The following is a 22065-nucleotide window of genomic DNA, read 5'->3' on the forward strand; positions in this document are numbered from 1 at the left end:
GCGGGCCAGGTCAGTGTCCGCAATGACGGATGCATATGACAAAATTCACCGATCTGAACCTTAATCCCAAGGTCCTCAAAGCTATTGAGGAAGCCGGGTACGAAACCCCCACCCCGATTCAGGCAGGAGCCATTCCGCCTGCGCTGGAGGGGCGCGATGTTCTGGGAATCGCCCAGACCGGCACCGGCAAGACCGCGTCGTTCACGCTGCCGATGATCACGCTTCTGGCCCGCGGCCGCGCCCGCGCCCGGATGCCGCGCAGCTTGGTCTTGTGCCCCACCCGCGAGCTGGCTGCCCAGGTGGCGGAAAACTTCGACACCTATGCCAAGCATGTGAAGCTCACCAAGGCGCTGCTCATTGGCGGGGTCTCCTTCAAGGAGCAGGACGCGCTGATCGACAAAGGCGTCGACGTGCTGATCGCAACCCCGGGCCGCCTGCTGGACCATTTCGAGCGCGGCAAGCTGCTGCTCACCGGTGTGCAGATCATGGTGGTGGACGAGGCCGACCGGATGCTCGACATGGGCTTCATCCCGGATATCGAGCGCATCTTCTCGCTGACGCCGTTTACCCGCCAGACCCTGTTCTTCTCCGCCACCATGGCACCGGAGATCGAACGGATCACCAACACATTCCTGTCCGGTCCGGCCCGTATCGAGGTGGCCCGCCAGGCCACCGCGTCGGAAACCATCGAGCAGGCCGTGGTGCAGTTCAAGGCGTCGCGCCGCGACCGCGAGGGCAGCGAGAAACGCAAGGTGCTGCGCGCCCTGATCGACGCTGAGGGCGACAAGCTGACCAACGGCATCATCTTCTGCAACCGCAAGACGGATGTGGATATCTGCGCGAAATCGCTCAAGAAATACGGTTATGACGCGGCTGCCATCCATGGCGACCTGGATCAGAGCCAGCGCACCAAAACCCTGGACGCCTTCCGCGAAGGCAATCTGCGCATTCTGGTAGCCTCTGATGTGGCCGCACGCGGTCTGGACGTGCCGAGCGTCAGCCATGTGTTCAACTTCGACGTTCCTGGCCACGCAGAGGACTACGTCCATCGCATCGGCCGCACCGGCCGTGCCGGCCGCGAGGGCAAGGCGATCACCATCTGCATCCCGCGCGACGACAAGGCGCTGGCGGCAGTGGAAGGCCTGATCCAGAAGGAAATTCCGCGGCTGGAGAACCCGGTCAAGCCGGAGCCCAAGAAAGAAAAACCTGCCCGCCCTGCCAAAGCAGAAAAGGCAGACAAGGCAGACGCGGAAACACGTGAAAGCCGCAAGGACGAGAGCCGCGAGCGCCGCAGGGATGAAAAGCCCGCGCAGAAGCAGGAGCGTTCCTCTGGCCGCGGCGGCAAACACGGCAAGCGTGACGACAAGGCTGTGGTTGGCATGGGCGACCACCTGCCGAGCTTTATCGCGCTCAGCTTTGCCGAGCGCCGCGCCAGCTGATCCTTGAGCAGCAGGCAGAAAGATCAGGCCGCCCCCGGGGCGGCCTTTTTTTGTGGCATTCAGGCCTGCCCGCAATGCACATGCAGCATGGTTACCTTTGCGCTTGCAGCATAACGGGTCTTCGATCTTGTGTGGCGTCAATCCGCTCAAACCGGCGTATTGCATCCATCAACACGAAACGCGCCATTGATGATGGGCTACGCCATGAAAACCAACGACACCAAAACTCTGACCATTTCCCAGTTCCAGGCCATTGAGGCCCGCGCGCATGAGCTGCGCGCGCAAGCCTTTGCCGCCATGGTGCGCCGCCTGTTCGGCGCCCTGTTCAGCGCTCCGCGCAAAGTGGTCTCCTGCCCCAGCTGCGCCCGTCCGCTGCACGGCTGAGGTTGTCACGGCTTCTTGCGAAGCTGCACCCTGAATTGAAAACGCCGCGTGCCCCAGGGGCCGCGGCGTTTCTGTTTTTTAAGCCTTACCGGCCCGCGCCCGCGCCGAAGGCCCGTCAGGGGCTGCGGTGCCAGGCCCAACGGGGCCTGCTGCATCCTTGATGCCGCATGGGCCGGGCGGGAGATCCGCCCTGCCCGTTCGGCAGAATCAGCGCATGCGGCTGACCACCACTGTCACCTCGGGTTTCTTGCCGATCTCGGCCTGCGCGGTCTGGCGGGTGATGCGGCGCAGCTCCTGCTCCAGCCTGTCGTCATCGCGCAGGGTCTTGGCGCCGGCGCGCATCAGGAACTGGTTCAGGTCCTCCTCCAGCACCTCGACCAGCGCCGCGTTGGAGGTGCCGGTCTCGGGCAGCCCCTTGAGATCGCACCAGGGTTCGCCCAGCGGCTCGTCTTCTTCATCCAGGATCACCGTCACCAGCACATGGCCGTTCAGCGCCATGCGGATACGGTCGCGCACGATGCCGTCCATCGCGCCGTATTTGACCGAGCCGTCCAAATAGGTGCGGCCGGTCTCGATCCACTCTGTCACAGCCGGCGCATCGCCGGTCAGGTCCATCATCATGCCGTTCACGGCAACGGCGCTGGCGATGCCCTTTTCCTCGCCCAGGCGGGCGTGCTGGCGCAGGTGGCGGTGCTCGCCATGCATCGGGATCAGCATCTTGGGCTTCAGCAGGTTGTGAACAACCTCCAGGTCCGGGCCGTTGGCGTGGCCGGAGACGTGGTAGAGGCCGGAGCTGTCATCGACCACATCCACACCCATTTCGGAGAACTGGTTGATGATGCGGATGACACCCTTCTCATTGCCCGGGATGGTCTTGGAGGAGAACAGGAACAGGTCGCCCTCTTTCAGCTCCAGCCCGCGGTATTTGCCGCGCGCCAGCTGCGCGGTGGCGGCACGGCGCTCGCCCTGGCTGCCGGTGGTGATCAGCATCAGGTTGTCGCGCGGCACGTTGGCGGCGTCCTCCGGGCTGATCACCTTGGGGAAGTCGACCAGCACGCCGGTTTCCACAGCCGCCTCAATCATCCGGCGCATGGCACGGCCCAGCAGCACCACGGAGCGGCCCGCCTTCACCCCGGCCTCAGCCAGAGTTTTCACCCGTGCGACGTTGGACGCAAATGTGGTGGCGGCGACCAGCCCCTTGGCCTCGGAGAACAGCTTGGTGATCTCTTCCGGAAGTTCAGATTCCGAACGGCCCGGATGCTGCGAGAACACATTGGTGGAATCGCAGACCAGCGCCTGGATGCCATCCTTGGCGATCTCCGCCCACATCTCCGGATCAAAGGGCTCGCCCACCAGCGGGTTTGAGTCCAGCTTGAAGTCGCCGGTATGCACCACGCGGCCTGCCGGGCTGTCGATCACCAGCGCGCCGCTTTCGGGGATTGAGTGGCTCATCGGCGCAACGCCGATGGTAAAGGGGCCAAGCTTGGTTGTCTCCGGCCAGGCCTGAACGGTGTGCACATTGGCCGGGTCGTGGCCTGCTTCTTCCATCTTGCGGCGCGCCAGGTTGGCGGTGAAGGCGCGGGCATAGACCGGCACATTCAGATGCGCATAAAGATGGGCAATGGCGCCGATGTGGTCCTCGTGCCCGTGGGTGATGAAGATGCCTTCCAGCCGGTCGGCGCGCTCCTTCAGCCAGGTGATGTCGGGCATGATCAGGTCGACGCCCGGTGTGGTGTCCATGTCCGGGAATGTCACGCCCAGGTCGACCAGGATCAGCCGTTCCTTGCCCTGCGGGCCGTAGCCGTAAACATAGGCGTTCATGCCGATTTCACCCGCCCCGCCGAGGGGCAGGTAGATCAATCTATCACTGCTCATGCGTCAGTACCGTTTTCCTTGTTGTATTTATGGATGATCTGCAGCCCATGCATGGTGAGATCATCCTCATATGCGTCAAACAGATCGGCAGATTGCTGGAACAATGGCGCCAGCCCGCCGGTTGAGATTACTTTCATCGGCACCGCGCGTTCCGCCTTGATGCGTTCGCAGATCTCGCGCACGAGGCCGACATAGCCCCAGAACACACCGGACTGCATACAGGCAACGGTATTGGTGCCGATCACATTCTGCGGCTTGGAAATATCCACATGGGGCAGCGCAGCTGCGGCCTGGTGCAGCGCCTCAAGGCTCAGGTTCACGCCGGGCGCGATCACCCCGCCGACATATGCGCCGTCCTCGGCCACCACGTCAAAGGTGGTGGCGGTGCCAAAGTCCACCACGATCAGGTTGCCGCCATAGGTGTCAAACCCTGAAACCGTGTTGACCAGCCGGTCGGGGCCGACCGCGGTGCCCTCGTCCACCCGCACCGCAACGGGCAGCAAGCATTCGGGTTTGCCCACCACTAGGGGACGTGTGTTGAAATAGCGGTCCGCCAGCACACGCAGGTTGAACACCACCCGCGGCACGGTGGAAGAGATGATCATGTCGGTGATATCCGCCTCGATCCCCTGCAGCCGCATCAGCGTGCTGAGCCAGACGTAGTACTGGTCCGCCGTGCGCTGCCATTCGGTGGCGGTGCGCCACATACCGATGAACTTCTCGCCGTCATAGATCGAGAAGACGGTGTTGGTATTGCCGCAATCAACTGCCAGAAGCATTGCTGCTCCTTCCTAGAAATAGATGTCTGCCGCGGGAATGCTGACGCGGCCCTTGGCGGTGTTTAGGACAAGGTTGCCGCTGGCGTCCACCGTTTCAAAGGTGCCTTCGGTCTCTGACGACGCAGTCTTGGCCGTGATCACCTCGCCCAGCTTGGCTGCGCGCGCGAGCCATTCGGTGCGGATCGGCTCGAACCCGTAGGTTGCGAACTGCTGCTCGTAGCGGGCAAAGGCCTCGGCCACGGCCTCCAGGAATTCCTCCGGCGTGACCTGCACGCCGGTCTCCGACAACAGCGACACCGGCCAAACGGCGCCGGGTTCCAGCCATTCCTTCATCGGGGTTTCCACCAGGTTGACGCCGATGCCGACAAACAGGTGGTTCACGCCTTTGCCGTTGCCCGCGCTTTCCAAAAGGATGCCTGCCAGCTTACCGCCCTTCAGCAGCACATCGTTCGGCCATTTCAGGGACAGGCCCTCGCTGCGGCCAGTGACCGCGACACAGGCGTCATAGACCGCCAAGGCAGCGACAAAGCTGCGCAGCGCCGCCTGATCCGGGGCGCCTTCGGGGCGCATCACCAAGGTGGCTGCAAAGTTGCCCTTGGGATCCTTCCAGTCGCGGCCGCGGCGGCCCCGCCCTTGCGTCTGGCGCAGGGCCAGGATCCATTCAGGACCTGCCAGTTCCCCGGCGATGCGGGCGGCCTCGTTCAGGGTGCTGTCCACCTCATCAAGCACCCGTTTTCCATATCCTGCTGGCCAGCTCATGTGCGCTCCTTAGATGCGGAAAGGCCCGGTCACAAGACCGGGCCTCTTTAGCCTGCCTGAAAAGCAGATCAATTTACAAGGGTTGCTGCGGCAGCAGCGGCAGCGCCGTCGATGCCGAACTGGTAGACCACGCCCACCAGCATCAGCGCCGCAGAAGCCATCAGCGCCACACCCAGGACCGGAGAGCCCTTCGCTTCCACATCATCCTCGCCAGTGCCGAAGTACATGTAAAACACGATGCGCAGGTAGTAGAAAGCACCGATGACGGAAGCGACGGCAGAGGCGATCACCAGCGTCATCAGGCCCGCATCAACACCCGCCTGCCACACGCCGAACTTGGCAAAGAAGCCCAGCATCGGCGGCACGCCTGCCAGGGAGAACATCAGGATCAGCACCGCCAGCGCCTTGCCCGGCTCGCGTGCAGCAAACTGGTTCAGGGCCAGGATGTCTGTGACCGGCTTGCCGTCCTTCTCCAGCATCAGGATGAAGGAGAAGGTGCCGATGTTCATGGTGACGTAGATCGCCAGGTACACCAGCATCGCGGTGATGCCGGCTTCAGTGCCGGCCGCCAGGCCGATCATTGCATAGCCCATGTGGGCGATGGAGGAGAAGGCCATCAGCCGTTTGATGTCGCGCTGGCCGATTGCCGCAATGGCGCCCAGGAACATCGACAGCACCGACAGCACCACGATGATCTGCTGCCAGTCAGCGATTGCGCCGCCGAAGGCGTCAAACAGCACCCGGGCAAAGAGGCCCATGGCCGCAACTTTCGGCGCAGTGGCAAAGAAGGCAGTCACCGGCGTCGGCGAGCCCTCATAGACATCCGGGGTCCACATGTGGAATGGAACCGCCGAAACCTTGAACGCAAGCCCCGAGATCATGAAGACCAGGCCGAACAGCATGCCGATGGACATATGGCCCTGCTCTGCCACCTGGATGATGCCCGCGAACTGGGTGGTGCCGGCAAAGCCGTAGACCAGCGAGGCGCCATAAAGCAGCAGGCCGGAGGACAATGCGCCCAGCACGAAGTACTTGAGGCCCGCCTCGGTCGACCTGACGCTGTCGCGGCGCATCGCGGCCACGACGTAGAGCGACAGCGACTGCAGCTCAAGCCCCATGTAGAGGGACATCAGATCACCGGCGGAGACCATCATCATCATACCGACAGCGGCGAGCGCCACCAGGACCGGGTATTCGAACCGCAGGATGCCGCGGCGCGCCATGTACTCCTGGCCGATCAGCAGCACGGCGGAGGCGCCCAAGAGCAGCGCCACTTTGGCAAAGCGCGAGAAGCCGTCGTCGATGAACATGCCGTTGAACGCGGTCTGGGTGCCTTCCGGGCTGGAAGCAATCCAGAAGGCGACCAGCGCCAGCAAAGCCGCCGTGGCCCAGACCATCGGCACCGCCAGCTTGTCCTTGCCGGTGTAGACGGCGCCGATCAGCGCCGCCATGGCGTAAAGCGCCAGAACGATCTCTGGCAGGATTACAGTAAGATCAGCTTGGATCATCTGCCTGATGCTCCCTTAGTGCGAAGCAATCTGGGTCGCGGCGGGCGCAGTGTCCGCAGCAGCCAGAGACTGGTTGAAGTTTGCAATCAGCGCCTCGGTCGAGGGGCTGATGATGTCGGTGACCAGCGACGGATAGACACCCAGCAGCAGGGTCATGACGACCAGCGGCGCAAAGACGAAACGCTCGCGTGCGGACATGTCCTTGATGCCCATCAGGCTACCCTTGATCAGGTCGCCGAACACCACGCGGCGGTAGAGCCACAATGCGTAGCCGGCCGAGAAGATCACGCCGGTTGCCGCCACGGCGGTCACCCAGGTGTTCTTCTGGAAGGTGCCCATCAGGGTCAGGAACTCGCCGACAAAGCCCGAGGTGCCCGGCAGGCCGACGTTGCCCATGGTGAAGAACATGAACACCAGCGCATAAGCCGGCATCCGGATCACCAGGCCGCCGTAGGCGTCGATGTCGCGGGTGTGCATGCGGTCATAGATCACGCCGACGCAAAGGAAGAGCGCGGCGGAGATGAACCCGTGCGACAGCATCTGGAAGATGGCGCCGTCAACGCCCTGCTGGTTGGCGGCAAAGATGCCCATGGTGACAAAGCCCATGTGCGCAACCGAAGAATAGGCGATCAGCTTCTTCATGTCCTCTTGCACCATCGCCACCAGCGAGGTGTAGACCACCGCAATCGCGGACATCCACAGGACCACATCGGTCATCACGTCCGCGCCAACCGGGAACATCGGCAGGGAGAAGCGCAGGAAGCCATAGCCGCCCATCTTCAGCAGGATCGCCGCCAGCACCACGGAGCCCGCGGTCGGCGCCTGCACGTGGGCGTCCGGCAGCCAGGTGTGCACCGGCCACATCGGCATCTTCACCGCGAAGGAGGCAAAGAACGCCAGGAACATCAGTGTCTGCGCGCCGCCCACGATGTGCAGCCCCAGCACGTCAAAGGACGCCGCCGAGAAGCTGTGGGTCAGCAGGGTTTCGATATCGGTGGTGCCCGCATCCACATACATGAAGACCATTGCCACCAGCATCAGCACCGAGCCGAAGAAGGTGTAGAGGAAGAACTTGAAGGAGGCGTAGATCCGCTCCTTGCCGCCCCAGATGCCAATGATCAGGAACATCGGAATGAGGCCTGCTTCGAAGAACAGGTAGAACAGCACCAGGTCCAGCGCCATGAAGACACCCAGCATCAGGGTCTCCAGCAGCAGGAAGGCGATCATGTATTCCTTCACCCGGTCAGTGACCGACCAGCTGGCCAGGATGGTCAGCGGCATGATGAAGGTGGTCAGCATCACGAAAAGAACCGAGATGCCGTCAACGCCCATCTTGTACTTGAGCCCGAAGATCCACTCCCGGTCCTCGACGAACTGGAAGCCGGTGTTGGCCGGGTCGAACTGGGAATAGATTCCAAGGCTCACCAGGAAAGTGATCGTAGTGGCAAAGAGCGCAACAAACTTGGCGTTGCGCTGCGCCGCCTTATCCTCGCCGCGCAGGAACAGGGCCAGGATGGCCGCCGCGAGCGCCGGGATGAAGGTGACAATAGAAAGGAGATTGTCCATCAGTGCGCTCCTCCGCCGATCGACATCCAGGTGACCAGGGCTGCAATGCCCAGCACCATCCAGAAGGCATAAGTGAAGATGTAACCAGACTGTGCGCGTCCAGCGAGACGGGTGAAGAAGGGAACAACGCCCATGGCCAGACCGTTCAGGAAACCGTCGATGGTGTTGCCATCGCCGCGTTTCCAGAAGAAGCGGCCGAGCGCCACGGCCGGCTTGACGAAGATCACGTTGTAGATCTCGTCAAAGTACCATTTGTTCAGCAGGAACAGGTACAGCGGGCGCTGCTGCTTGGCCAGGCGTGCGGGCAACGACGGGTTCCAGATGTAGAACCACAGCGCCAGCACCAGGCCGCCCAGCATCGCGGCGAAGGGGGACAGTTTCACCCATTTCGGTGCCGCGTGGGCATCCTCCAGGATGTGGTTGTCCTTGCCGATATACAACGCGCCCTCGCCCGGCTTGCCGGCAAACACATAGTGGTGCTCACCGCCGTGTGCGGCGTCTTCGCCATGGGCAGCCTCTTCACCGTGCGCAGCGTCGTCGCCATGCGCGGCCTCTTCGCCGTGACCACCTTCTTCGCCATGCGCGGCAGCAGACGCTTCCGCCACCGGGATGCCATAGAACTTGCCGACTTGATCAGCGTGGCCGAAGAAGCTGCTGTACCACAGCATGCCCGAGAAGATCGCGCCGAGGGCCAGCACGCCCAGCGGCACCAGCATGGTCCAGGGGCTTTCATGGGCATGGTCATGGGTGTGCTTGTCGCCGCGTGCCTCGCCGTAGAAGGTGAGGAAGATCAGGCGCCACGAGTAGAAAGAGGTCATGAAGGCCGCGATCACCAGCGCCCAGAAGCCAAACATGGACCCGCCCGCATAGGCGCTTTCGATGATCGCATCCTTGGAGACAAAGCCCGCAAAGCCAACCCAGCCGCTCAGCGGGATGCCAACGCCGGTGATGGCCAGCGTGCCGATCATCATCGCCCAGAAGGTATAGGGGATTTTCTTACGCAGCGCGCCGTAGTTCCGCATGTCCTGCTCGTGATGCATGGCGTGGATCACCGAACCGGCGCCAAGGAACAGCATCGCCTTGAAGAAAGCGTGGGTGAACAGGTGGAACATCGCCGCCGAGTACATGCCAACGCCGGCAGCCACGAACATGTAGCCCAGCTGAGAGCAGGTCGAATAGGCGATCACGCGTTTGATGTCGTTCTGAACCAAACCGACCGTGGCCGCAAAGAAGGCAGTTGCCGCACCAAGAGCGGTGATGAAGGCCGCGGCCTCAGGCGCGAACTCGATCAGCGGCGACATGCGGCAGACCAGGAACACGCCCGCGGTCACCATGGTTGCGGCGTGGATCAGCGCCGACACCGGGGTCGGGCCTTCCATCGCGTCCGGCAGCCAGGTGTGCAGGATCAGCTGCGCCGATTTGCCCATCGCGCCGACAAACAGCAGGAAGGCAAGCAGGTTTGCCGCGTTCCACTCAGACCACAGGAAGGAGACCTGGGTTTCCGCCAGCGTGGGCGCAGATGCAAAGATGTCAGACAGGTTGATGCTGTCGGTCAGGAAGAACAGGCCAAAGATTCCCAGCGCAAAGCCGAAGTCGCCGACGCGGTTCACGATAAAGGCCTTCATCGCCGCCGCATTAGCCGAAGGCTTGCGGTAGTAGAAGCCGATCAGCAGGTAGGAAGCCACACCGACGCCTTCCCAGCCGAAGAACATCTGCACCAGGTTGTCGGAGGTCACCAGCATCAGCATCGCAAAGGTGAAGAACGACAGGTAGGCAAAGAAGCGCGGCTTGTAGCTCTCGCCCTCTTTCCACTGCGGGTCATGGTCCATGTAGCCGAAGGAATAGAGGTGCACGAGCGAGGAGACCGTGGTGATCACGATCAGCATGATCGCGGTCAGCCGGTCGAGGCGGATCGCCCAGGAGGTCGACAGCGAGCCGCTTTCGATCCAGCGGAAAATCTCGATGTTCTGGGTCACCCCGTCAAACGACAGGAAGGTGATCCAGCTGAGCAGCGCCGCCAGAAACAGCAGCGCGGTGGCGGTCACGGTGGCGGCTTTCTCGCCGATCATCTTGTGGCCGAAGCCGCAGATGAGGGCGCCAACCAGCGGGGCAAAGAGAAGGATGGTTTCCATGTGTCTTCAGCCCTTCATCACGTTGACGTCTTCGACGGCGATGGTGCCGCGGTTGCGGAAGAAGCAGACCAGGATCGCCAGGCCGATGGCGGCCTCAGCCGCGGCCACGGTCAGCACGAACAGGGTAAAGACCTGCCCCACCAGATCGCCCAGGAAGCTGGAGAAGGCGACCAGGTTGATGTTCACCGCCAGGAGCATCAGTTCGATGCTCATCAGGAGGATGATCACGTTCTTGCGGTTCAGGAAGAGCCCGAAGATGCCGATGACGAACAGCGTCGCCGCGACGGTCAGATAATGTTCTAGTCCGATCATTTATTGGCTCCTGCCGTTTCCGGATAGAGTTCTTTGCAGCTGCAAGCTGCCGATTTTTCGTGGTCAAGCTGGACGGCAGCACCGAGGCTTTCAAGTTCACGCCCCAACACATCCAATGTGACCCGCTCGGTCAGATTGGCAGCATTCAAGATCATCTTCTCCACGTCATCACGCGGAACATCGATAGAGGCGCCACCATGCTGATTGAACCGGTAAGTAACAGCGAGCCGGCTATTTGTAGGACAGTGACGCAAATCGAAGTACGATCTGCCTTCCCCTTCATACCAAAAACTCGCCTCATCAAGGACCGTGCCGTTTCCGAGATCCCTCGGCTTCCGTTGATCCAGATGGTGCATATCTGGCTGCACCAAACATTCCTCCGAACCAAAAGCTAGCGCAGGAGAGACGGCACAGCTTGTTGCTATTACCAAAGCCATCTGCCTCAAAGCCCCTGCCCCGGTTTCACGTCCCTAAGCTCCATTGCCTTGGCCGGGTCGCGCATCATCTGCGCAACCACGTCCTGGCGCTTGACATCGGTGCGGTGGCGCAGGGTCAGCACGATCGCGCCGATCATCGCCACCAGCAGGATCAGGCCCGCCAGCTGGAACAGAAGGAAATATTGATCATAGATGATGAGGCCGAGCGCCTCGGTGTTGTGGCGGTCCGCAGGCACCGGATTGGCCAGCAGTTCCGGCGCCTTGTGGGCGGTTTCCCAGACGCCGAAGGCCATCACGAACTGCATCAGGATCACCAGGCCGATCAGCAGCGCCAGCGGCATGTAGCGCGCCATCTCCGCCTTCAGTTCGGCAAAGTCCACGTCCAGCATCATCACCACAAACAGGAACAGCACAGCGACTGCGCCCACGTAGACGATGACCAGCAGCATGGCGACGAACTCCGCCCCCAGCAGCACAAACAGCCCGGCCGAGGAAAGGAAGGCCAGGATCAGCCAAAGCACCGAATGCACCGGCTGGCGGCTGATCACGGTGAACAGCCCGCCGGTGATGGCGCTGATGGCGAAGAGGTAGAAGGCAAAAACGCTCATGTCTCATCGTCCCTTTTGTCGTCCATGACTCCTTGCGCCAGATCCAGCGCCCGGTTCATGGCCGGAATGCCGGCAAACACCGACATCTGTCCGATCGTTTCCACGATCTCTTGTTTCTTGGCGCCGGCCGCGAGGGCGTGGCGCACGGTCTGGCGCACGGCACTGTCGGCCTGCGCGCCCTGCATTGTCAGCCCGGCCAGTGTCAGCAGCAGCCGGGTCTTGGCATCCAGCCCGTCCTTGTTGACGGTGTTGCCGAACATCATTTCCATGACCTCTTTGGGCATGGTGGGCCACAGCGCCTCGAACTCCTTGAAAGCCTCGGAAGGCGAGAAGTTCTCCAGCGCCGGGTTGAACGCCTTGGCCATCTGCTGGGCCTGAGCCTGCATCTGTTCCATCATGGCCTCGAAAGGGTTCTTGGGATCAGTCATCGGTACGGCGCGTCGATTTCCAGGTTGCGGGCGATCTCGGCTTCCCAGCGCTCCCCGTTCGAAAGCAGCTTCTCCTTGTCGTAGAACAGCTCCTCGCGGGTCTCGGTGGCGAACTCGAAGTTCGGGCCTTCGACAATCGCATCCACCGGGCAGGCTTCCTGACAGAAGCCGCAGTAGATGCATTTGGTCATGTCGATGTCATAGCGCGTGGTGCGGCGGCTGCCGTCCTCGCGCGGCTCCGCGTCGATGGTGATCGCCTGCGCCGGGCAGACCGCCTCGCAAAGTTTGCAGGCAATACAGCGCTCTTCGCCGTTCGGGTAGCGGCGCAGCGCGTGCTCACCGCGGAAGCGGGGCGACAGCGGGCCCTTCTCATGCGGGTAGTTCAGGGTGGCCTTGGGGGCGAAGAAATACTTCAGCCCCAGTTTGAAGCCGACCCAGAAATCCTGCAGCAGGAAGTATTTGGCGGCGCGGGTGTAGTCGATGTTCGCCATCAGTTAGCCTCCCACGGTCCAGCGGGCAAAGATGCCCCAGAACCAGTCAAATTTTGCAGCAAAGGACACGAAGACCACCCAGGCCAGCGAGAACGGCAGGAACACTTTCCAGCCCAGACGCATCAGCTGGTCGTAGCGGTAGCGCGGGGTGATCGCCTTCACCATCGCGAAGAGGAAGAAGAAGAACGCCATCTTGCCGACCATCCACAGGACGCCATCAGGCAGGCCCGGGATCGGGGACAGCCAGCCGCCGAAGAACAACAGGGATGTCAGCGCGCACATCAGGAAGATGGCGATGTATTCACCGGCCATGAACAAGAGGAACGGCGTTGCCGAGTATTCCACCTGATAGCCCGCAACCAATTCTGATTCCGCTTCCGGCAGGTCGAACGGCGGGCGGTTGGTTTCTGCCAGCGCCGAGATGAAGAACAGGAAGACCATCGGGAAGTGCGGGATCCAGTACCAGTTCAACAGGCCCAGATCGCCGTCCTGCGCGCGCACGATGTCACCGAAGTTCATGGAACCCGTGGAGATGATCACGCCGATGATAATCAGGCCGATGGAGACCTCGTAGGAGATCATCTGCGCCGCGGACCGCAGCGAGCCCAGGAACGGGTATTTCGAGTTCGACGCCCAGCCGCCCATGATCACGCCGTAGACCTCAAGCGAGGAGACCGCGAAGACATAGAGGATGGCGACGTTGATGTCCGAGAGCACCCAGCCGTCGTTGAAGGGGATCACCGCCCAGGCGATCATCGCCAGCACGAAGGAGGTCATCGGCGCCAGGATAAAGACGGTGCGGTCGGCACCCGCCGGGATCACCACTTCCTTGACCACGTATTTCAGTGCGTCGGCCACCGATTGCAGCAGGCCGTAGACGCCCACCACATTCGGGCCCCGGCGCATCTGGACCGCGGCCCAGATCTTGCGGTCCCCGTAGACGAGGAACAGGAGCGAGATCATCACAAAGGCAACAACTGCAAGCACTTGCGCCAGGATCAGAACAGCGATGCCGCCTGGAGTGTTAAAGAAATCAGCCATAGGTCCTCACACCGTGGGTATTCCGTTCGCCGCGCAATCCGCGACCACGACTTCGGCGTCGATGGTGCGCAATCCGCGCGGCAGAGAGGGCGAAATCAGGTAAACCGCGTCAGCGGTCCGGCTGCCCCCTGCCTGTTTCGTTGTTGTGCGCACATGGCGCGCAAACCCGTAGTCCCGGATCAGCGCATATTGCGCGGCGGCGCATTCCGCATAATTGTCGAGGTCGCCAGGCACGGCAGCGCCGCGCATGGAGACGTGAAATTGCACCAGATCGCCCTCCAGCAGGCTGGTTTCCACCCCTTCGTACACCGGGGCGGGCCGCTCTCCTTCGCTGCCGGGCGCCATTGCGCAGGCGGCCAGCAGGAAAGGCGTTATGAGGGCGAAGCGGATCATTCGGCGGCCATTGCCTCGTTTCCGCGGGCTTTCACACCTGCCGACAGCTCCGCCATCAGCTGGGATGCGCGGGCAATCGGGTTGGTCAGGTAGAAATCCTTGATCGCGGGCAGGAAGTCGGCGTTGCCGAGTTTGTCCTGCTCCAGCGGCTCGCCGTCTTTGTCGGCCACTTCGTCGATCTGCGCCAGGTGCGGTACTTCCGCGACCAGGGCCTGACGCAGCTGCGCCAGCGAGTCATAGCCCAGCTTGGCATCTGCTTCGGCGCTGAGCGCGCGCAGGATGGCCCAGTTTTCCTTGGCCTCACCCGGCGCAAAGGCAGCGCGCATTGCCAGCTGCGGGCGGCCCTCGGTGTTCACGAACAAGCCGTTTTCTTCGGTATAGGCGGCGCCCGGCAGGATCACATCAGCGCGGTGCGCGCCGCGGTCGCCGTGGCTGCCCTGGTAGATCACGAATGCACCGGCGTCGATTTCCACCTCATCAGCGCCGAGGTTATAGATCACCTCCGCCCCGTCGATAGCAGCTGCCATGCCGCCTTCGGTTACCGCACCGATGTCCATCGCGCCAACGCGGGAGGCAGCGGTGTGCAGCACCATCAGCTTGGAACCGGACAGTTCCGCCATCTTCTGGGCCGCCGCCATCACCGCCAGGCCGTCGGCCTCGCGCAGGGCGCCCTGCCCCACGATGATCACGGTTTTCTTGTTGTCGCGGGTCTCTTCCGAGACACCCTTGGCGATCATGTCGCTGAGGGCGTCGCGACCGGTGCCAGCGTGGTAGTACTCATAAGTCAGATCCGCCGCCGGGCCGATCAGCGCCACTTCGGCGCCATTGGCCCAGGCCTTGCGGATGCGGGCATTCAGCACCGGCGCTTCATCGCGCGGGTTGGTGCCGATCAGCAGGATCATTTCCGCGTCATCGAGGTCTTCGATGGTGGCGGTGCCGGCATAGCCTGCCCGGTTGCCGATCGGTAAACGGGCATTGTCAGTGCGGCATTCGACCTTGCCGCCCAGCCCCTCAACCAGCTGCTTCAGCGCAAAGGCTGCCTCAACCGGGGCCAGATCGCCAATCAGGCCTGCAATCTTCCTGCCCTTCATGGCAGTGGCCGCGGCAGACAGCGCCTCGGCCCAGGTGGCGGGCTTCAGCTTACCGTCAACACGCACATACGGACGGTCCAGGCGCTGGCGGCGCAGCCCGTCCCAGACAAAGCGGGTCTTGTCGCTGATCCACTCCTCGTTCACGCCGTCGTGGTTGCGCGGCAGGATCCGCATCACTTCGCGGCCTTTGGTGTCGACACGGATGTTCGACCCCAGCGCGTCCATCACGTCGATGGTTTCGGTCTTGGTCAGCTCCCACGGACGGGCGGTAAAGGCGTAAGGCTTCGACGTCAGCGCGCCCACCGGGCACAGGTCGATGATGTTGCCCTGCAAGTTCGATTGAAGCGTCTGGTTCAGGTAGGAGGTAATCTCCGCATCCTCGCCGCGGCCGGTCTGGCCCATCTGGGTGATGCCCGCGACCTCAGTGGTGAAGCGCACGCAGCGGGTGCAGCTGATGCAGCGGGTCATGGTGGTGGCAACCAGCGGGCCGAGGTCCAGATCGTCCACCGCGCGCTTGGCTTCCTTGAAGCGGCTGCCCGACAGGCCGTAGGCCATCGCCTGGTCCTGCAGGTCGCATTCGCCGCCCTGGTCGCAGATCGGGCAATCCAGCGGGTGGTTGATCAGCATGAATTCCATCACGCCTTCCCGGGCCTTTTTGACCATCGGCGAATTGGTCTTCACCTGCGGCGCCTGGCCTTCGGGGCCGGGGCGCAGATCGCGCACCTGCATCGCGCAGGAGGCAGCGGGCTTGGGCGGGCCGCCGACAACTTCAACCAGGCACATGCGGCAGTTGCCGGCAATCGACAGCCGCTCATGGTAGCAGAAGCGCGGGATCTCGACGCCGGCCTCCTCACAGGCCTGGATCAGGGTCATTGCCCCATCCACCTCGATCTCGGTTCCGTCAATGTTGATCTTGCGGAGGTCAGACATGGTCTATTTCGCCCTCAGTAACACGCCGATCGCGCTGTTTTTCTCAATCTCTGCGCGGCCATAGGCGCAGAATGTTTCAGGTTTGCCGTAGATGACCCCGTTCTGCGCCAGGAGCTTCTCTCCCTTGGCGCGCATCCGGGCCTTTTCGGCATCAGATTCGATGTAATCGCGGATTTCCGCGTCCGTGTACCCCAGCGCATTTGCCCGCGCTTTGAGCCGGCGCAACTCGCCCAGCCCTTTCAGGTAGCGCGGGGAAATATCGCCGCAGATGTCCGAGACTTCCTTGGCGACGGCAACGGCAAACAGCGGGTCCTCGATTTCCTGCACGTCGCGCAGCGACGGTTTCGCCAGCGCGGCGGCAGGCAGGGCAACAAAAGCGGACAGAACAGCGGCAATCAGGGCACGCATGGCAGGGGACTCCTTCAGTTTCGAAGCCCCCATGCGCAGGCGCACGCTGCTGCTATGCAATAGCAGCCGGGCCGCAAGGCCCTGATATGCCGGAAATCCGCTCACGGGGTGCAAGTCCCCTGGAACACAGCGCGGCCATCGGTGATGGTCAACGGAACGTCCTCATTGCGCGGATCATTTGCCCATTCGATGTCAGACGAGCCATAGGTGGCCACGCAGTATTTGGTGCCACTGTGGGCCGCCGCTTCGCGCGCGCCTTTGACGGACCGGTCAACACCCTTGATGTCGATCTGGAACACTGCGGGGTTGGTTTTCTTGTCGATCGGCTTGGCCTTCGCCTTGAAGGGCACGCCGTCATACAATTCGCGGTTCTTGTTGGTGACGGAGGTGCCGCAGGCCGAAACCAGCGCCAGAGCCGCCAGGCAAGCCGCAGGCACGGCCATCCGGTATGTCTTCATCATGCTCAAAATACTGCCGCCAATGCCAGGATCGCCAGACCCGCCATGCAGGCCCAGCCGAGAACGTAGAAAACAGAGCGCGGGCCGCTGTGCGGTTTGCCGATGCCCTGCAGGTGAATGAAAATCATGATGACCCGGGACACCACCGCCAGCGAGGCCAGCAGGTTCACCCAGAACGGCGCCGCGCCCGTCAGGACTGCCACCAGTGTCACAGTCAGAAAGGCCGGCAGCGTCTCGCAGCCGTTCAGATAGGCCCGGTTCAGCCGGTAGGCCTTTTCCGCATAGTCCTCCCGCGGCGTGGCCCCCGGTGCGAGACCCGCCTTCTGCTTGGCCAGCGCCGAAAACGGCGACAGCGCCAGGGTGATCAGGGTAAAGATCACCAGCGCGGCCAGGGCGTGGGAATATGCGGCAAAGGCGTCCATCAGTTATTCCGCCGCCATCGCGCCCATGCGCCCGGTCTTCTGGGCCCGGATGCGGTCTTCGATTTCCTCGCGGAAGTTCTTGATCAGGCCCTGGATCGGCCAGGCCGCCGCATCGCCAAGCGCGCAGATGGTGTGGCCCTCGACCTGCTTGGTCACGTCCCACAGCATGTCGATCTCTTCCAGCTCGGCCTCGCCCTTCACCAGGCGGTCCATGACGCGCATCATCCAGCCGGTGCCTTCCCGGCAGGGGGTGCACTGGCCGCAGCTTTCGTGCTTGTAGAACTTGGACAGGCGCCAGATCGCCTTGATGATGTCGGTTTGCTTGTCCATCACGATGACCGCCGCGGTGCCAAGGCCCGAGCCCAGCTCGCCGCGCAGGTAGTCGAAGTCCATGATTGCGTCGCGCATGTTCTCGCCGCGCACGCAAGGAACAGAGGAGCCGCCGGGGATCACCGCCAGAAGGTTGTCCCAGCCGCCGCGGATGCCGCCGCAATGCTTCTCGATCAGTTCCTCGAACCCGATCGACATCGCTTCTTCGACAACACAGGGGTTGTTGACGTGGCCGGAGATCGCAAACAGCTTGGTGCCCGCGTTGTTCTGGCGCCCGAAGGAGGCAAACCAGTCGGCGCCGCGGCGCAGGATGGTCGGCACAACCGCGATGCTCTCCACGTTGTTCACAGTGGTCGGGCAGCCGTAAAGGCCCGCGCCTGCCGGGAACGGCGGCTTCATCCGGGGCATGCCCTTCTTGCCTTCAAGGCTTTCGATCAGCGCGGTTTCTTCGCCGCAGATATAGGCCCCTGCCCCGTGGTGCAGGAAAACGTCGAAGTCCCAGCCGGAACCGGCTGCGTTCTTGCCCAACAGGCCCTTGTCATAGCATTCGTCAATCGCCGCCTGCAGCGCCTCGCGCTCGCGGATGTATTCGCCGCGCAGGTAGATGTAGCAGGTATGCGCGTTCATCGCGAAGGAGGCGATCAGCGCGCCCTCGATCAGCGTGTGCGGATCGTGGCGCATGATTTCCCGGTCCTTGCAGGTGCCGGGCTCGGATTCATCGGCGTTGATCACCAGATATGCCGGGCGGCCATCGCTTTCCTTGGGCATGAAGGACCATTTGAGGCCGGTCGGGAAACCCGCGCCGCCGCGGCCGCGCAGACCGCTGTCCTTCATCGTCTGAATGATCCAGTCGCGGCCCTTTTCGATGATGCCCGCCGTGCCATCCCAATGGCCGCGCGCCTTGGCGCCCGCCAGGTTGCGGTCGTGCATCCCGTAAAGGTTGGTAAAGATCCGGTCCTGATCCTTCAGCATGTGTGCCTACCTTTGGCTGTCCCGGCGCATGCGCCAGAGTTGAAATATGTTGACCAGGGCATAGATCATGCCCGCCAGCGCGGCGAAGTCGAACAGCAGCGCATAGCGCCCCGGCAGCCCCAGCATGGGGCCAATGAACAGCGAAACCACGATCCACAGCGAAATCGTCCCGGCGATCACCAATGCGATGTGCCGGCCCTTTGCTGCAATGGCCTGGTCCTGTTCCTTGCTCATCTGTTCCCTATCGCCAGGAAGCGGCCCCGCCGGGCCGCCGCCCGTTACTCGTCGTCTTTGTAGATGCCTTCCGCCTTGGCGCGTTTGGCAAATTCAGTCTCATCGCCCACCTGCAGCCGCTTGGCCTGTTCGATCCAGCCGTCGCGGGTGATGCGGCCCTTGAACTTTAGCCGTGCATCGACCCAGGCGACTTCAGCCTCGGTCCAGTCGGCGATCTGCTCGAAGTGGAAGAACCCAAGGCTGTTAAGCTTCTCTTCCAGCTTCGGGCCAACACCCTTCAGCAGCTTCAGGTCATCCGGCAGGCCGCCCAGGGCCTCTTTCAGCACCAGCGGCTTGGTTTCCTCTCCCGCAGCGTCTTCAGGCTTAGCCGCAGCACCTTCCGGCGAAGCGGGCTCAGCCGCGGCAGACTTCTTCGGCGCGGCCTTGGCGGCTTCCTCCGCCTGCTTCACAGCAGGTTTGGGCGCCTCGGGGGCTTTCGGCGGCTGGCCTTCGGCAGCGCGGCCGGCAACTACGCCGTCCTTGCCGACCCAGGGGGTCAGCAGCGGCACTTCATCGCCCTGGATACGCTTGACGCCATCCTTGATATCCATCGCCAGCTGCGCGCTTGCGTTGTACTGCGTCTTGCCGCTGTCGAACTCGGTCAGCGAGGTGAGGCCGGATTTCGGCTCAGCTGCATAGCGGCCGTTCTGCGGGCCCGGTGCAACCACCTTGCCTGCGGCCAGATCGTCCAGCAGCCTGGTAAAGCTCTCGACGGTCAGGTCCTCGTAGTAATCCTTGCCGATCTGCGCCATCGGGGCGTTGGTGCAGGCGCCAAGGCACTCGACCTCTTCCCAGGTAAACTTGCCGTCCGCCGACAATGTGTGCGGCTTCTCGGCAATCTTTTCCTTGCAGACCGCAACCAGGTCCTCGGCGCCGCAGATCATGCAGGACGTGGTGCCACAGATCTGGATATTGGCAACGGAACCCGTCGGTTGCAGCTGGAACATGAAGTAGAAGGAGGCAACCTCCAGCACCCGGATATAAGCCATGCCGAGCATGTCGGCGACGGCCTCGATCGCGGGTTTGGTGACCCAGCCTTCCTGCTCCTGCGCACGCCACAAAAGCGGAATGACCGCAGAGGCCTGGCGGCCCTCAGGATATTTGGTGATCTGCGCTTCGGCCCAGGCCTGGTTGGCCGGGGTGAAGGCAAAGCTGTCGGGTTGTTCGGAATGCAGACGGCGAAGCATTAGCGGTCAATCTCTCCAAATACGACGTCCATGGTGCCGATGATGGCGGCGACGTCGGCCAGCTGGTGGCCCTTGGCAACGTGGTCCATCGCCTGCAGGTGCAGGAAGCCCGGCGCGCGGATCTTGGAGCGGTAGGGCTTGTTGGACCCGTCCGCCACCAGATAGACGCCGAACTCGCCCTTGGGCGCCTCGACGGCGGCGTAAACCTCGCCCGCCGGGACGTGGAAACCTTCGGTGTACAGCTTGAAATGGTGGATCAGGCTTTCCATCGAGGTCTTCATGTCGCCGCGCTTGGGTGGGGTCAGCTTGCCGCGGGCCAGCACGTCGCCGGTGGCTTCGCGCAGCTTGGCAATCGCCTGGCGGATGATCGAGGTCGACTGGCGCATCTCTTCCATCCGGCAGAGATAACGGTCGTAGCAGTCGCCGTTCTTGCCGACGGGCACCTGGAATTCGAACTCGTCATAGCATTCATAGGGCTGCGCGCGGCGCAGATCCCAGGCGAGGCCGGAGCCGCGCACCATGACGCCGGAGAAGCCGTATTCCTGGATGTCCTTTTCGGTCACCACACCAATGTCGCAGTTGCGCTGCTTGAAGATGCGGTTTTCGGTCAGCAGGCCGTCGATGTCGTCCAGCACCTTGGGGAATTCCATCGCCCAAAGGTCGATATCGTCCAGCAGCTCGTCCGGCAGATCCTGATGCACACCGCCGGGGCGGAAATAGGCCGCGTGCAGGCGCGCGCCGCAGGCCCGCTCGTAGAAAATCATCAGCTTTTCGCGCTCTTCAAAGCCCCACAGCGGCGGGGTCAGCGCACCGACGTCCATCGCCTGCGTGGTGACGTTGAGCAGGTGGTTCAGCACCCGGCCGATTTCCGAATACAGCACCCGGATCAGCTGGCCGCGGCGCGGCACCTCGGTGCCGGTCAGCTTTTCGATGGCCAGGCACCAGGCGTGCTCCTGGTTCATCGGCGCCACGTAATCGAGGCGGTCGAAATACGGCAGGTTCTGCAGGTAGGTGCGGCTTTCCATCAGCTTTTCGGTGCCGCGGTGCAGCAGGCCGATATGCGGGTCGCAGCGCTCGACGATCTCGCCGTCAAGCTCCAGCACCAGACGCAGAACCCCGTGCGCCGCAGGGTGCTGCGGGCCGAAGTTGATGTTGAAGTTGCGGATCTTCTGCTCGCCGCTCAGCGCGTCGACGCTGCCGTCGTCAAATTTGGAGCCGTCCATCATTGCGCCCCCTCCTTCTCGTCACCGGGCAGGATGTATTCGGCACCTTCCCACGGGGACATGAAATCAAACTGACGGTATTCCTGCACCAGCTTCACCGGCTCATAGACCACGCGCTTCTGCGCCTCGTCATAGCGGACCTCGGTGTAACCGGTGGTCGGGAAATCCTTGCGCAGCGGGTAGCCGCGGAAGCCATAGTCGGTCAGCAGGCGGCGCAGGTCCGGGTGGCCGGAGAACAGGATGCCGAACATGTCGTAGACTTCCCGCTCGAACCAGTTGGCCGAGGGGTGCACGTCCACGATCGAGGGCACCATCTCATCCTCGCGCACCGCGGCGCGCAGGCGGATGCGCTGGTTCCGGTACATCGACAGGAAGTGGTAGACCACGTCGAACCGCTTGGCGCGGTCGGGGTAATCCACCGCGGTGATGTCCACCAGGGTCGAAAACTTGCAGTTGGCGTCCAGCTTCAGGAACTCCACCAGACCGGCGATGTTCGAGGGTGTAACGTCGATGTTCAGCTCATCAAAGGACACATCCCATGCCACCACGCAATCGGGGCGTTTGGCTTCGATCTGGGCGCCCAGTTCTTTCAGTGCTTCGCTCATGTTGTCTCCGCCCC

General features: G+C 62.7%; 24 protein-coding genes. 2 read left to right on the forward strand and 22 right to left on the reverse strand.

What is annotated here, in order from left to right:
- Window positions 1-35 precede the first annotated feature (35 nt).
- Both GC1_RS12995 and GC1_RS13000 read left to right on the forward strand, forming a co-directional pair.
- Complete coding sequence (locus GC1_RS12995; protein WP_029204795.1) at window positions 36-1439, forward strand: DEAD/DEAH box helicase; 1404 nt, start codon at window positions 36-38, stop codon at window positions 1437-1439.
- Window positions 1440-1643: 204 nt separating this feature from the next.
- Window positions 1644-1823 carry an RSP_7527 family protein gene (locus tag GC1_RS13000; RefSeq protein WP_029204796.1) on the forward strand — a complete coding sequence of 60 codons (180 nt, stop codon included), beginning with the start codon at window positions 1644-1646 and terminating at the stop codon, window positions 1821-1823.
- 207 nt (window positions 1824-2030) lie between these two features.
- Here the strand turns inward: GC1_RS13000 and GC1_RS13005 are convergent, their stop codons facing one another.
- The 22 genes from GC1_RS13005 to GC1_RS13110 all read right to left on the reverse strand — a co-directional run bounded on the left by GC1_RS13005 (window position 2031) and on the right by GC1_RS13110 (window position 22051).
- Entirely contained in the window at window positions 2031-3698 is a 1668-nt protein-coding gene (locus tag GC1_RS13005; protein ID WP_019295976.1) for a ribonuclease J, read from the reverse strand.
- A complete protein-coding gene (locus GC1_RS13010) occupies window positions 3695-4477 on the reverse strand; it encodes a type III pantothenate kinase (RefSeq protein WP_019295977.1) in 783 nt (260 codons plus the stop codon). The genes GC1_RS13005 and GC1_RS13010 overlap by 4 nt, the downstream gene beginning before the upstream one ends.
- 12 nt (window positions 4478-4489) lie before the next feature.
- Entirely contained in the window at window positions 4490-5236 is a 747-nt protein-coding gene (locus GC1_RS13015) for a biotin--[acetyl-CoA-carboxylase] ligase (RefSeq protein WP_019295978.1), read from the reverse strand.
- Between the two features lie 68 nt (window positions 5237-5304).
- Window positions 5305-6744 (reverse strand): NADH-quinone oxidoreductase subunit NuoN, encoded by a 1440-nt coding sequence (gene nuoN, locus GC1_RS13020; RefSeq protein ID WP_019295979.1) that lies wholly within the window; start codon window positions 6742-6744, stop codon window positions 5305-5307.
- 15 nt (window positions 6745-6759) lie between these two features.
- The gene (locus GC1_RS13025) at window positions 6760-8310 is read right to left on the reverse strand and encodes an NADH-quinone oxidoreductase subunit M (protein WP_019295980.1); all 1551 of its coding nucleotides are present in this window, start codon (window positions 8308-8310) and stop codon (window positions 6760-6762) included.
- The gene (gene nuoL / locus GC1_RS13030; RefSeq protein WP_019295981.1) at window positions 8310-10442 is read right to left on the reverse strand and encodes an NADH-quinone oxidoreductase subunit L; all 2133 of its coding nucleotides are present in this window, start codon (window positions 10440-10442) and stop codon (window positions 8310-8312) included. Before nuoL ends, GC1_RS13025 begins: the two co-directional genes overlap by 1 nt.
- A gap of 6 nt (window positions 10443-10448) precedes the next feature.
- Entirely contained in the window at window positions 10449-10754 is a 306-nt protein-coding gene (gene nuoK / locus GC1_RS13035) for an NADH-quinone oxidoreductase subunit NuoK (RefSeq protein ID WP_008553673.1), read from the reverse strand.
- Window positions 10751-11191, reverse strand: a complete 441-nt coding sequence (locus tag GC1_RS22475; RefSeq protein ID WP_152612384.1) for a hypothetical protein — start codon at window positions 11189-11191, stop codon at window positions 10751-10753. The genes nuoK and GC1_RS22475 overlap by 4 nt, the downstream gene beginning before the upstream one ends.
- Window positions 11192-11196: 5 nt before the next feature.
- A complete protein-coding gene (locus GC1_RS13045; RefSeq protein ID WP_019295983.1) occupies window positions 11197-11799 on the reverse strand; it encodes an NADH-quinone oxidoreductase subunit J in 603 nt (200 codons plus the stop codon).
- Window positions 11796-12227 carry a carboxymuconolactone decarboxylase family protein gene (locus GC1_RS13050; protein WP_019295984.1) on the reverse strand — a complete coding sequence of 144 codons (432 nt, stop codon included), beginning with the start codon at window positions 12225-12227 and terminating at the stop codon, window positions 11796-11798. Before GC1_RS13050 ends, GC1_RS13045 begins: the two co-directional genes overlap by 4 nt.
- Window positions 12224-12718: an NADH-quinone oxidoreductase subunit NuoI gene (nuoI, locus tag GC1_RS13055; RefSeq protein ID WP_019295985.1), complete on the reverse strand. Its 495-nt coding sequence runs from the start codon at window positions 12716-12718 to the stop codon at window positions 12224-12226. The genes GC1_RS13050 and nuoI overlap by 4 nt, the downstream gene beginning before the upstream one ends.
- Before the next feature lie 3 nt (window positions 12719-12721).
- Window positions 12722-13759, reverse strand: a complete 1038-nt coding sequence (gene nuoH / locus GC1_RS13060; RefSeq protein ID WP_019295986.1) for an NADH-quinone oxidoreductase subunit NuoH — start codon at window positions 13757-13759, stop codon at window positions 12722-12724.
- Window positions 13760-13765: 6 nt separating this feature from the next.
- On the reverse strand, window positions 13766-14152 hold the full coding sequence (locus GC1_RS13065) for a hypothetical protein (RefSeq protein WP_019295987.1): 387 nt from the start codon (window positions 14150-14152) through the stop codon (window positions 13766-13768).
- Window positions 14149-16173 carry an NADH-quinone oxidoreductase subunit NuoG gene (gene nuoG, locus GC1_RS13070; protein ID WP_019295988.1) on the reverse strand — a complete coding sequence of 675 codons (2025 nt, stop codon included), beginning with the start codon at window positions 16171-16173 and terminating at the stop codon, window positions 14149-14151. Before nuoG ends, GC1_RS13065 begins: the two co-directional genes overlap by 4 nt.
- Window positions 16174-16176: 3 nt before the next feature.
- The gene (locus tag GC1_RS13075) at window positions 16177-16581 is read right to left on the reverse strand and encodes a DUF5333 domain-containing protein (RefSeq protein ID WP_029204797.1); all 405 of its coding nucleotides are present in this window, start codon (window positions 16579-16581) and stop codon (window positions 16177-16179) included.
- 101 nt (window positions 16582-16682) lie between these two features.
- Window positions 16683-17042: a hypothetical protein gene (locus GC1_RS13080; protein ID WP_237754595.1), complete on the reverse strand. Its 360-nt coding sequence runs from the start codon at window positions 17040-17042 to the stop codon at window positions 16683-16685.
- 2 nt (window positions 17043-17044) lie between these two features.
- The gene (locus GC1_RS13085; protein WP_019295991.1) at window positions 17045-17461 is read right to left on the reverse strand and encodes an MAPEG family protein; all 417 of its coding nucleotides are present in this window, start codon (window positions 17459-17461) and stop codon (window positions 17045-17047) included.
- A gap of 3 nt (window positions 17462-17464) precedes the next feature.
- Entirely contained in the window at window positions 17465-18763 is a 1299-nt protein-coding gene (gene nuoF, locus GC1_RS13090; protein ID WP_019295992.1) for an NADH-quinone oxidoreductase subunit NuoF, read from the reverse strand.
- Between the two features lie 6 nt (window positions 18764-18769).
- Window positions 18770-18997, reverse strand: a complete 228-nt coding sequence (locus GC1_RS13095; protein WP_019295993.1) for a DUF5337 domain-containing protein — start codon at window positions 18995-18997, stop codon at window positions 18770-18772.
- Between the two features lie 44 nt (window positions 18998-19041).
- On the reverse strand, window positions 19042-20223 hold the full coding sequence (locus tag GC1_RS13100) for an NADH-quinone oxidoreductase subunit E (protein WP_019295994.1): 1182 nt from the start codon (window positions 20221-20223) through the stop codon (window positions 19042-19044).
- Window positions 20223-21446, reverse strand: coding sequence for an NADH-quinone oxidoreductase subunit D (locus GC1_RS13105; RefSeq protein ID WP_193386823.1), 1224 nt, complete (start codon window positions 21444-21446; stop codon window positions 20223-20225). The genes GC1_RS13100 and GC1_RS13105 overlap by 1 nt, the downstream gene beginning before the upstream one ends.
- Window positions 21446-22051 carry an NADH-quinone oxidoreductase subunit C gene (locus GC1_RS13110; protein WP_019295996.1) on the reverse strand — a complete coding sequence of 202 codons (606 nt, stop codon included), beginning with the start codon at window positions 22049-22051 and terminating at the stop codon, window positions 21446-21448. Before GC1_RS13110 ends, GC1_RS13105 begins: the two co-directional genes overlap by 1 nt.
- Between the last annotated feature and the right edge of the window lie 14 nt (window positions 22052-22065).

Source organism: Leisingera sp. ANG1 (assembly GCF_000203975.2).
Taxonomy (GTDB): Bacteria; Pseudomonadota; Alphaproteobacteria; order Rhodobacterales; family Rhodobacteraceae; genus Leisingera.

Bases quoted from the DNA above. Each gene is read 5' to 3' on its own strand.
- GC1_RS13075 (WP_029204797.1), bottom strand. From the start codon at position 16,581: ATGCGTGCCCTGATTGCCGCTGTTCTGTCCGCTTTTGTTGCCCTGCCT.
- GC1_RS13085 (WP_019295991.1), bottom strand. From the start codon at position 17,461: ATGGACGCCTTTGCCGCATATTCCCACGCCCTGGCCGCGCTGGTGATC.
- GC1_RS13015 (WP_019295978.1), bottom strand. From the start codon at position 5,236: ATGAGCTGGCCAGCAGGATATGGAAAACGGGTGCTTGATGAGGTGGAC.
- nuoI (WP_019295985.1), bottom strand. From the start codon at position 12,718: ATGGCGAACATCGACTACACCCGCGCCGCCAAATACTTCCTGCTGCAG.
- GC1_RS13025 (WP_019295980.1), bottom strand. From the start codon at position 8,310: ATGGACAATCTCCTTTCTATTGTCACCTTCATCCCGGCGCTCGCGGCG.
- nuoG (WP_019295988.1), bottom strand. From the start codon at position 16,173: ATGTCTGACCTCCGCAAGATCAACATTGACGGAACCGAGATCGAGGTG.
- GC1_RS13005 (WP_019295976.1), bottom strand. From the start codon at position 3,698: ATGAGCAGTGATAGATTGATCTACCTGCCCCTCGGCGGGGCGGGTGAA.
- GC1_RS13045 (WP_019295983.1), bottom strand. From the start codon at position 11,799: ATGAGCGTTTTTGCCTTCTACCTCTTCGCCATCAGCGCCATCACCGGC.
- GC1_RS13110 (WP_019295996.1), bottom strand. From the start codon at position 22,051: ATGAGCGAAGCACTGAAAGAACTGGGCGCCCAGATCGAAGCCAAACGC.
- GC1_RS13010 (WP_019295977.1), bottom strand. From the start codon at position 4,477: ATGCTTCTGGCAGTTGATTGCGGCAATACCAACACCGTCTTCTCGATC.
- nuoL (WP_019295981.1), bottom strand. From the start codon at position 10,442: ATGGAAACCATCCTTCTCTTTGCCCCGCTGGTTGGCGCCCTCATCTGC.
- GC1_RS13095 (WP_019295993.1), bottom strand. From the start codon at position 18,997: ATGAGCAAGGAACAGGACCAGGCCATTGCAGCAAAGGGCCGGCACATC.
- GC1_RS13080 (WP_237754595.1), bottom strand. From the start codon at position 17,042: ATGATGAAGACATACCGGATGGCCGTGCCTGCGGCTTGCCTGGCGGCT.
- GC1_RS13050 (WP_019295984.1), bottom strand. From the start codon at position 12,227: ATGACTGATCCCAAGAACCCTTTCGAGGCCATGATGGAACAGATGCAG.
- GC1_RS13000 (WP_029204796.1), top strand. From the start codon at position 1,644: ATGAAAACCAACGACACCAAAACTCTGACCATTTCCCAGTTCCAGGCC.
- GC1_RS13065 (WP_019295987.1), bottom strand. From the start codon at position 14,152: ATGATCCGCTTCGCCCTCATAACGCCTTTCCTGCTGGCCGCCTGCGCA.
- nuoK (WP_008553673.1), bottom strand. From the start codon at position 10,754: ATGATCGGACTAGAACATTATCTGACCGTCGCGGCGACGCTGTTCGTC.
- nuoN (WP_019295979.1), bottom strand. From the start codon at position 6,744: ATGATCCAAGCTGATCTTACTGTAATCCTGCCAGAGATCGTTCTGGCG.
- GC1_RS13105 (WP_193386823.1), bottom strand. From the start codon at position 21,446: ATGGACGGCTCCAAATTTGACGACGGCAGCGTCGACGCGCTGAGCGGC.
- GC1_RS13100 (WP_019295994.1), bottom strand. From the start codon at position 20,223: ATGCTTCGCCGTCTGCATTCCGAACAACCCGACAGCTTTGCCTTCACC.
- GC1_RS12995 (WP_029204795.1), top strand. From the start codon at position 36: ATGACAAAATTCACCGATCTGAACCTTAATCCCAAGGTCCTCAAAGCT.
- nuoH (WP_019295986.1), bottom strand. From the start codon at position 13,759: ATGGCTGATTTCTTTAACACTCCAGGCGGCATCGCTGTTCTGATCCTG.
- nuoF (WP_019295992.1), bottom strand. From the start codon at position 18,763: ATGCTGAAGGATCAGGACCGGATCTTTACCAACCTTTACGGGATGCAC.
- GC1_RS22475 (WP_152612384.1), bottom strand. From the start codon at position 11,191: ATGGCTTTGGTAATAGCAACAAGCTGTGCCGTCTCTCCTGCGCTAGCT.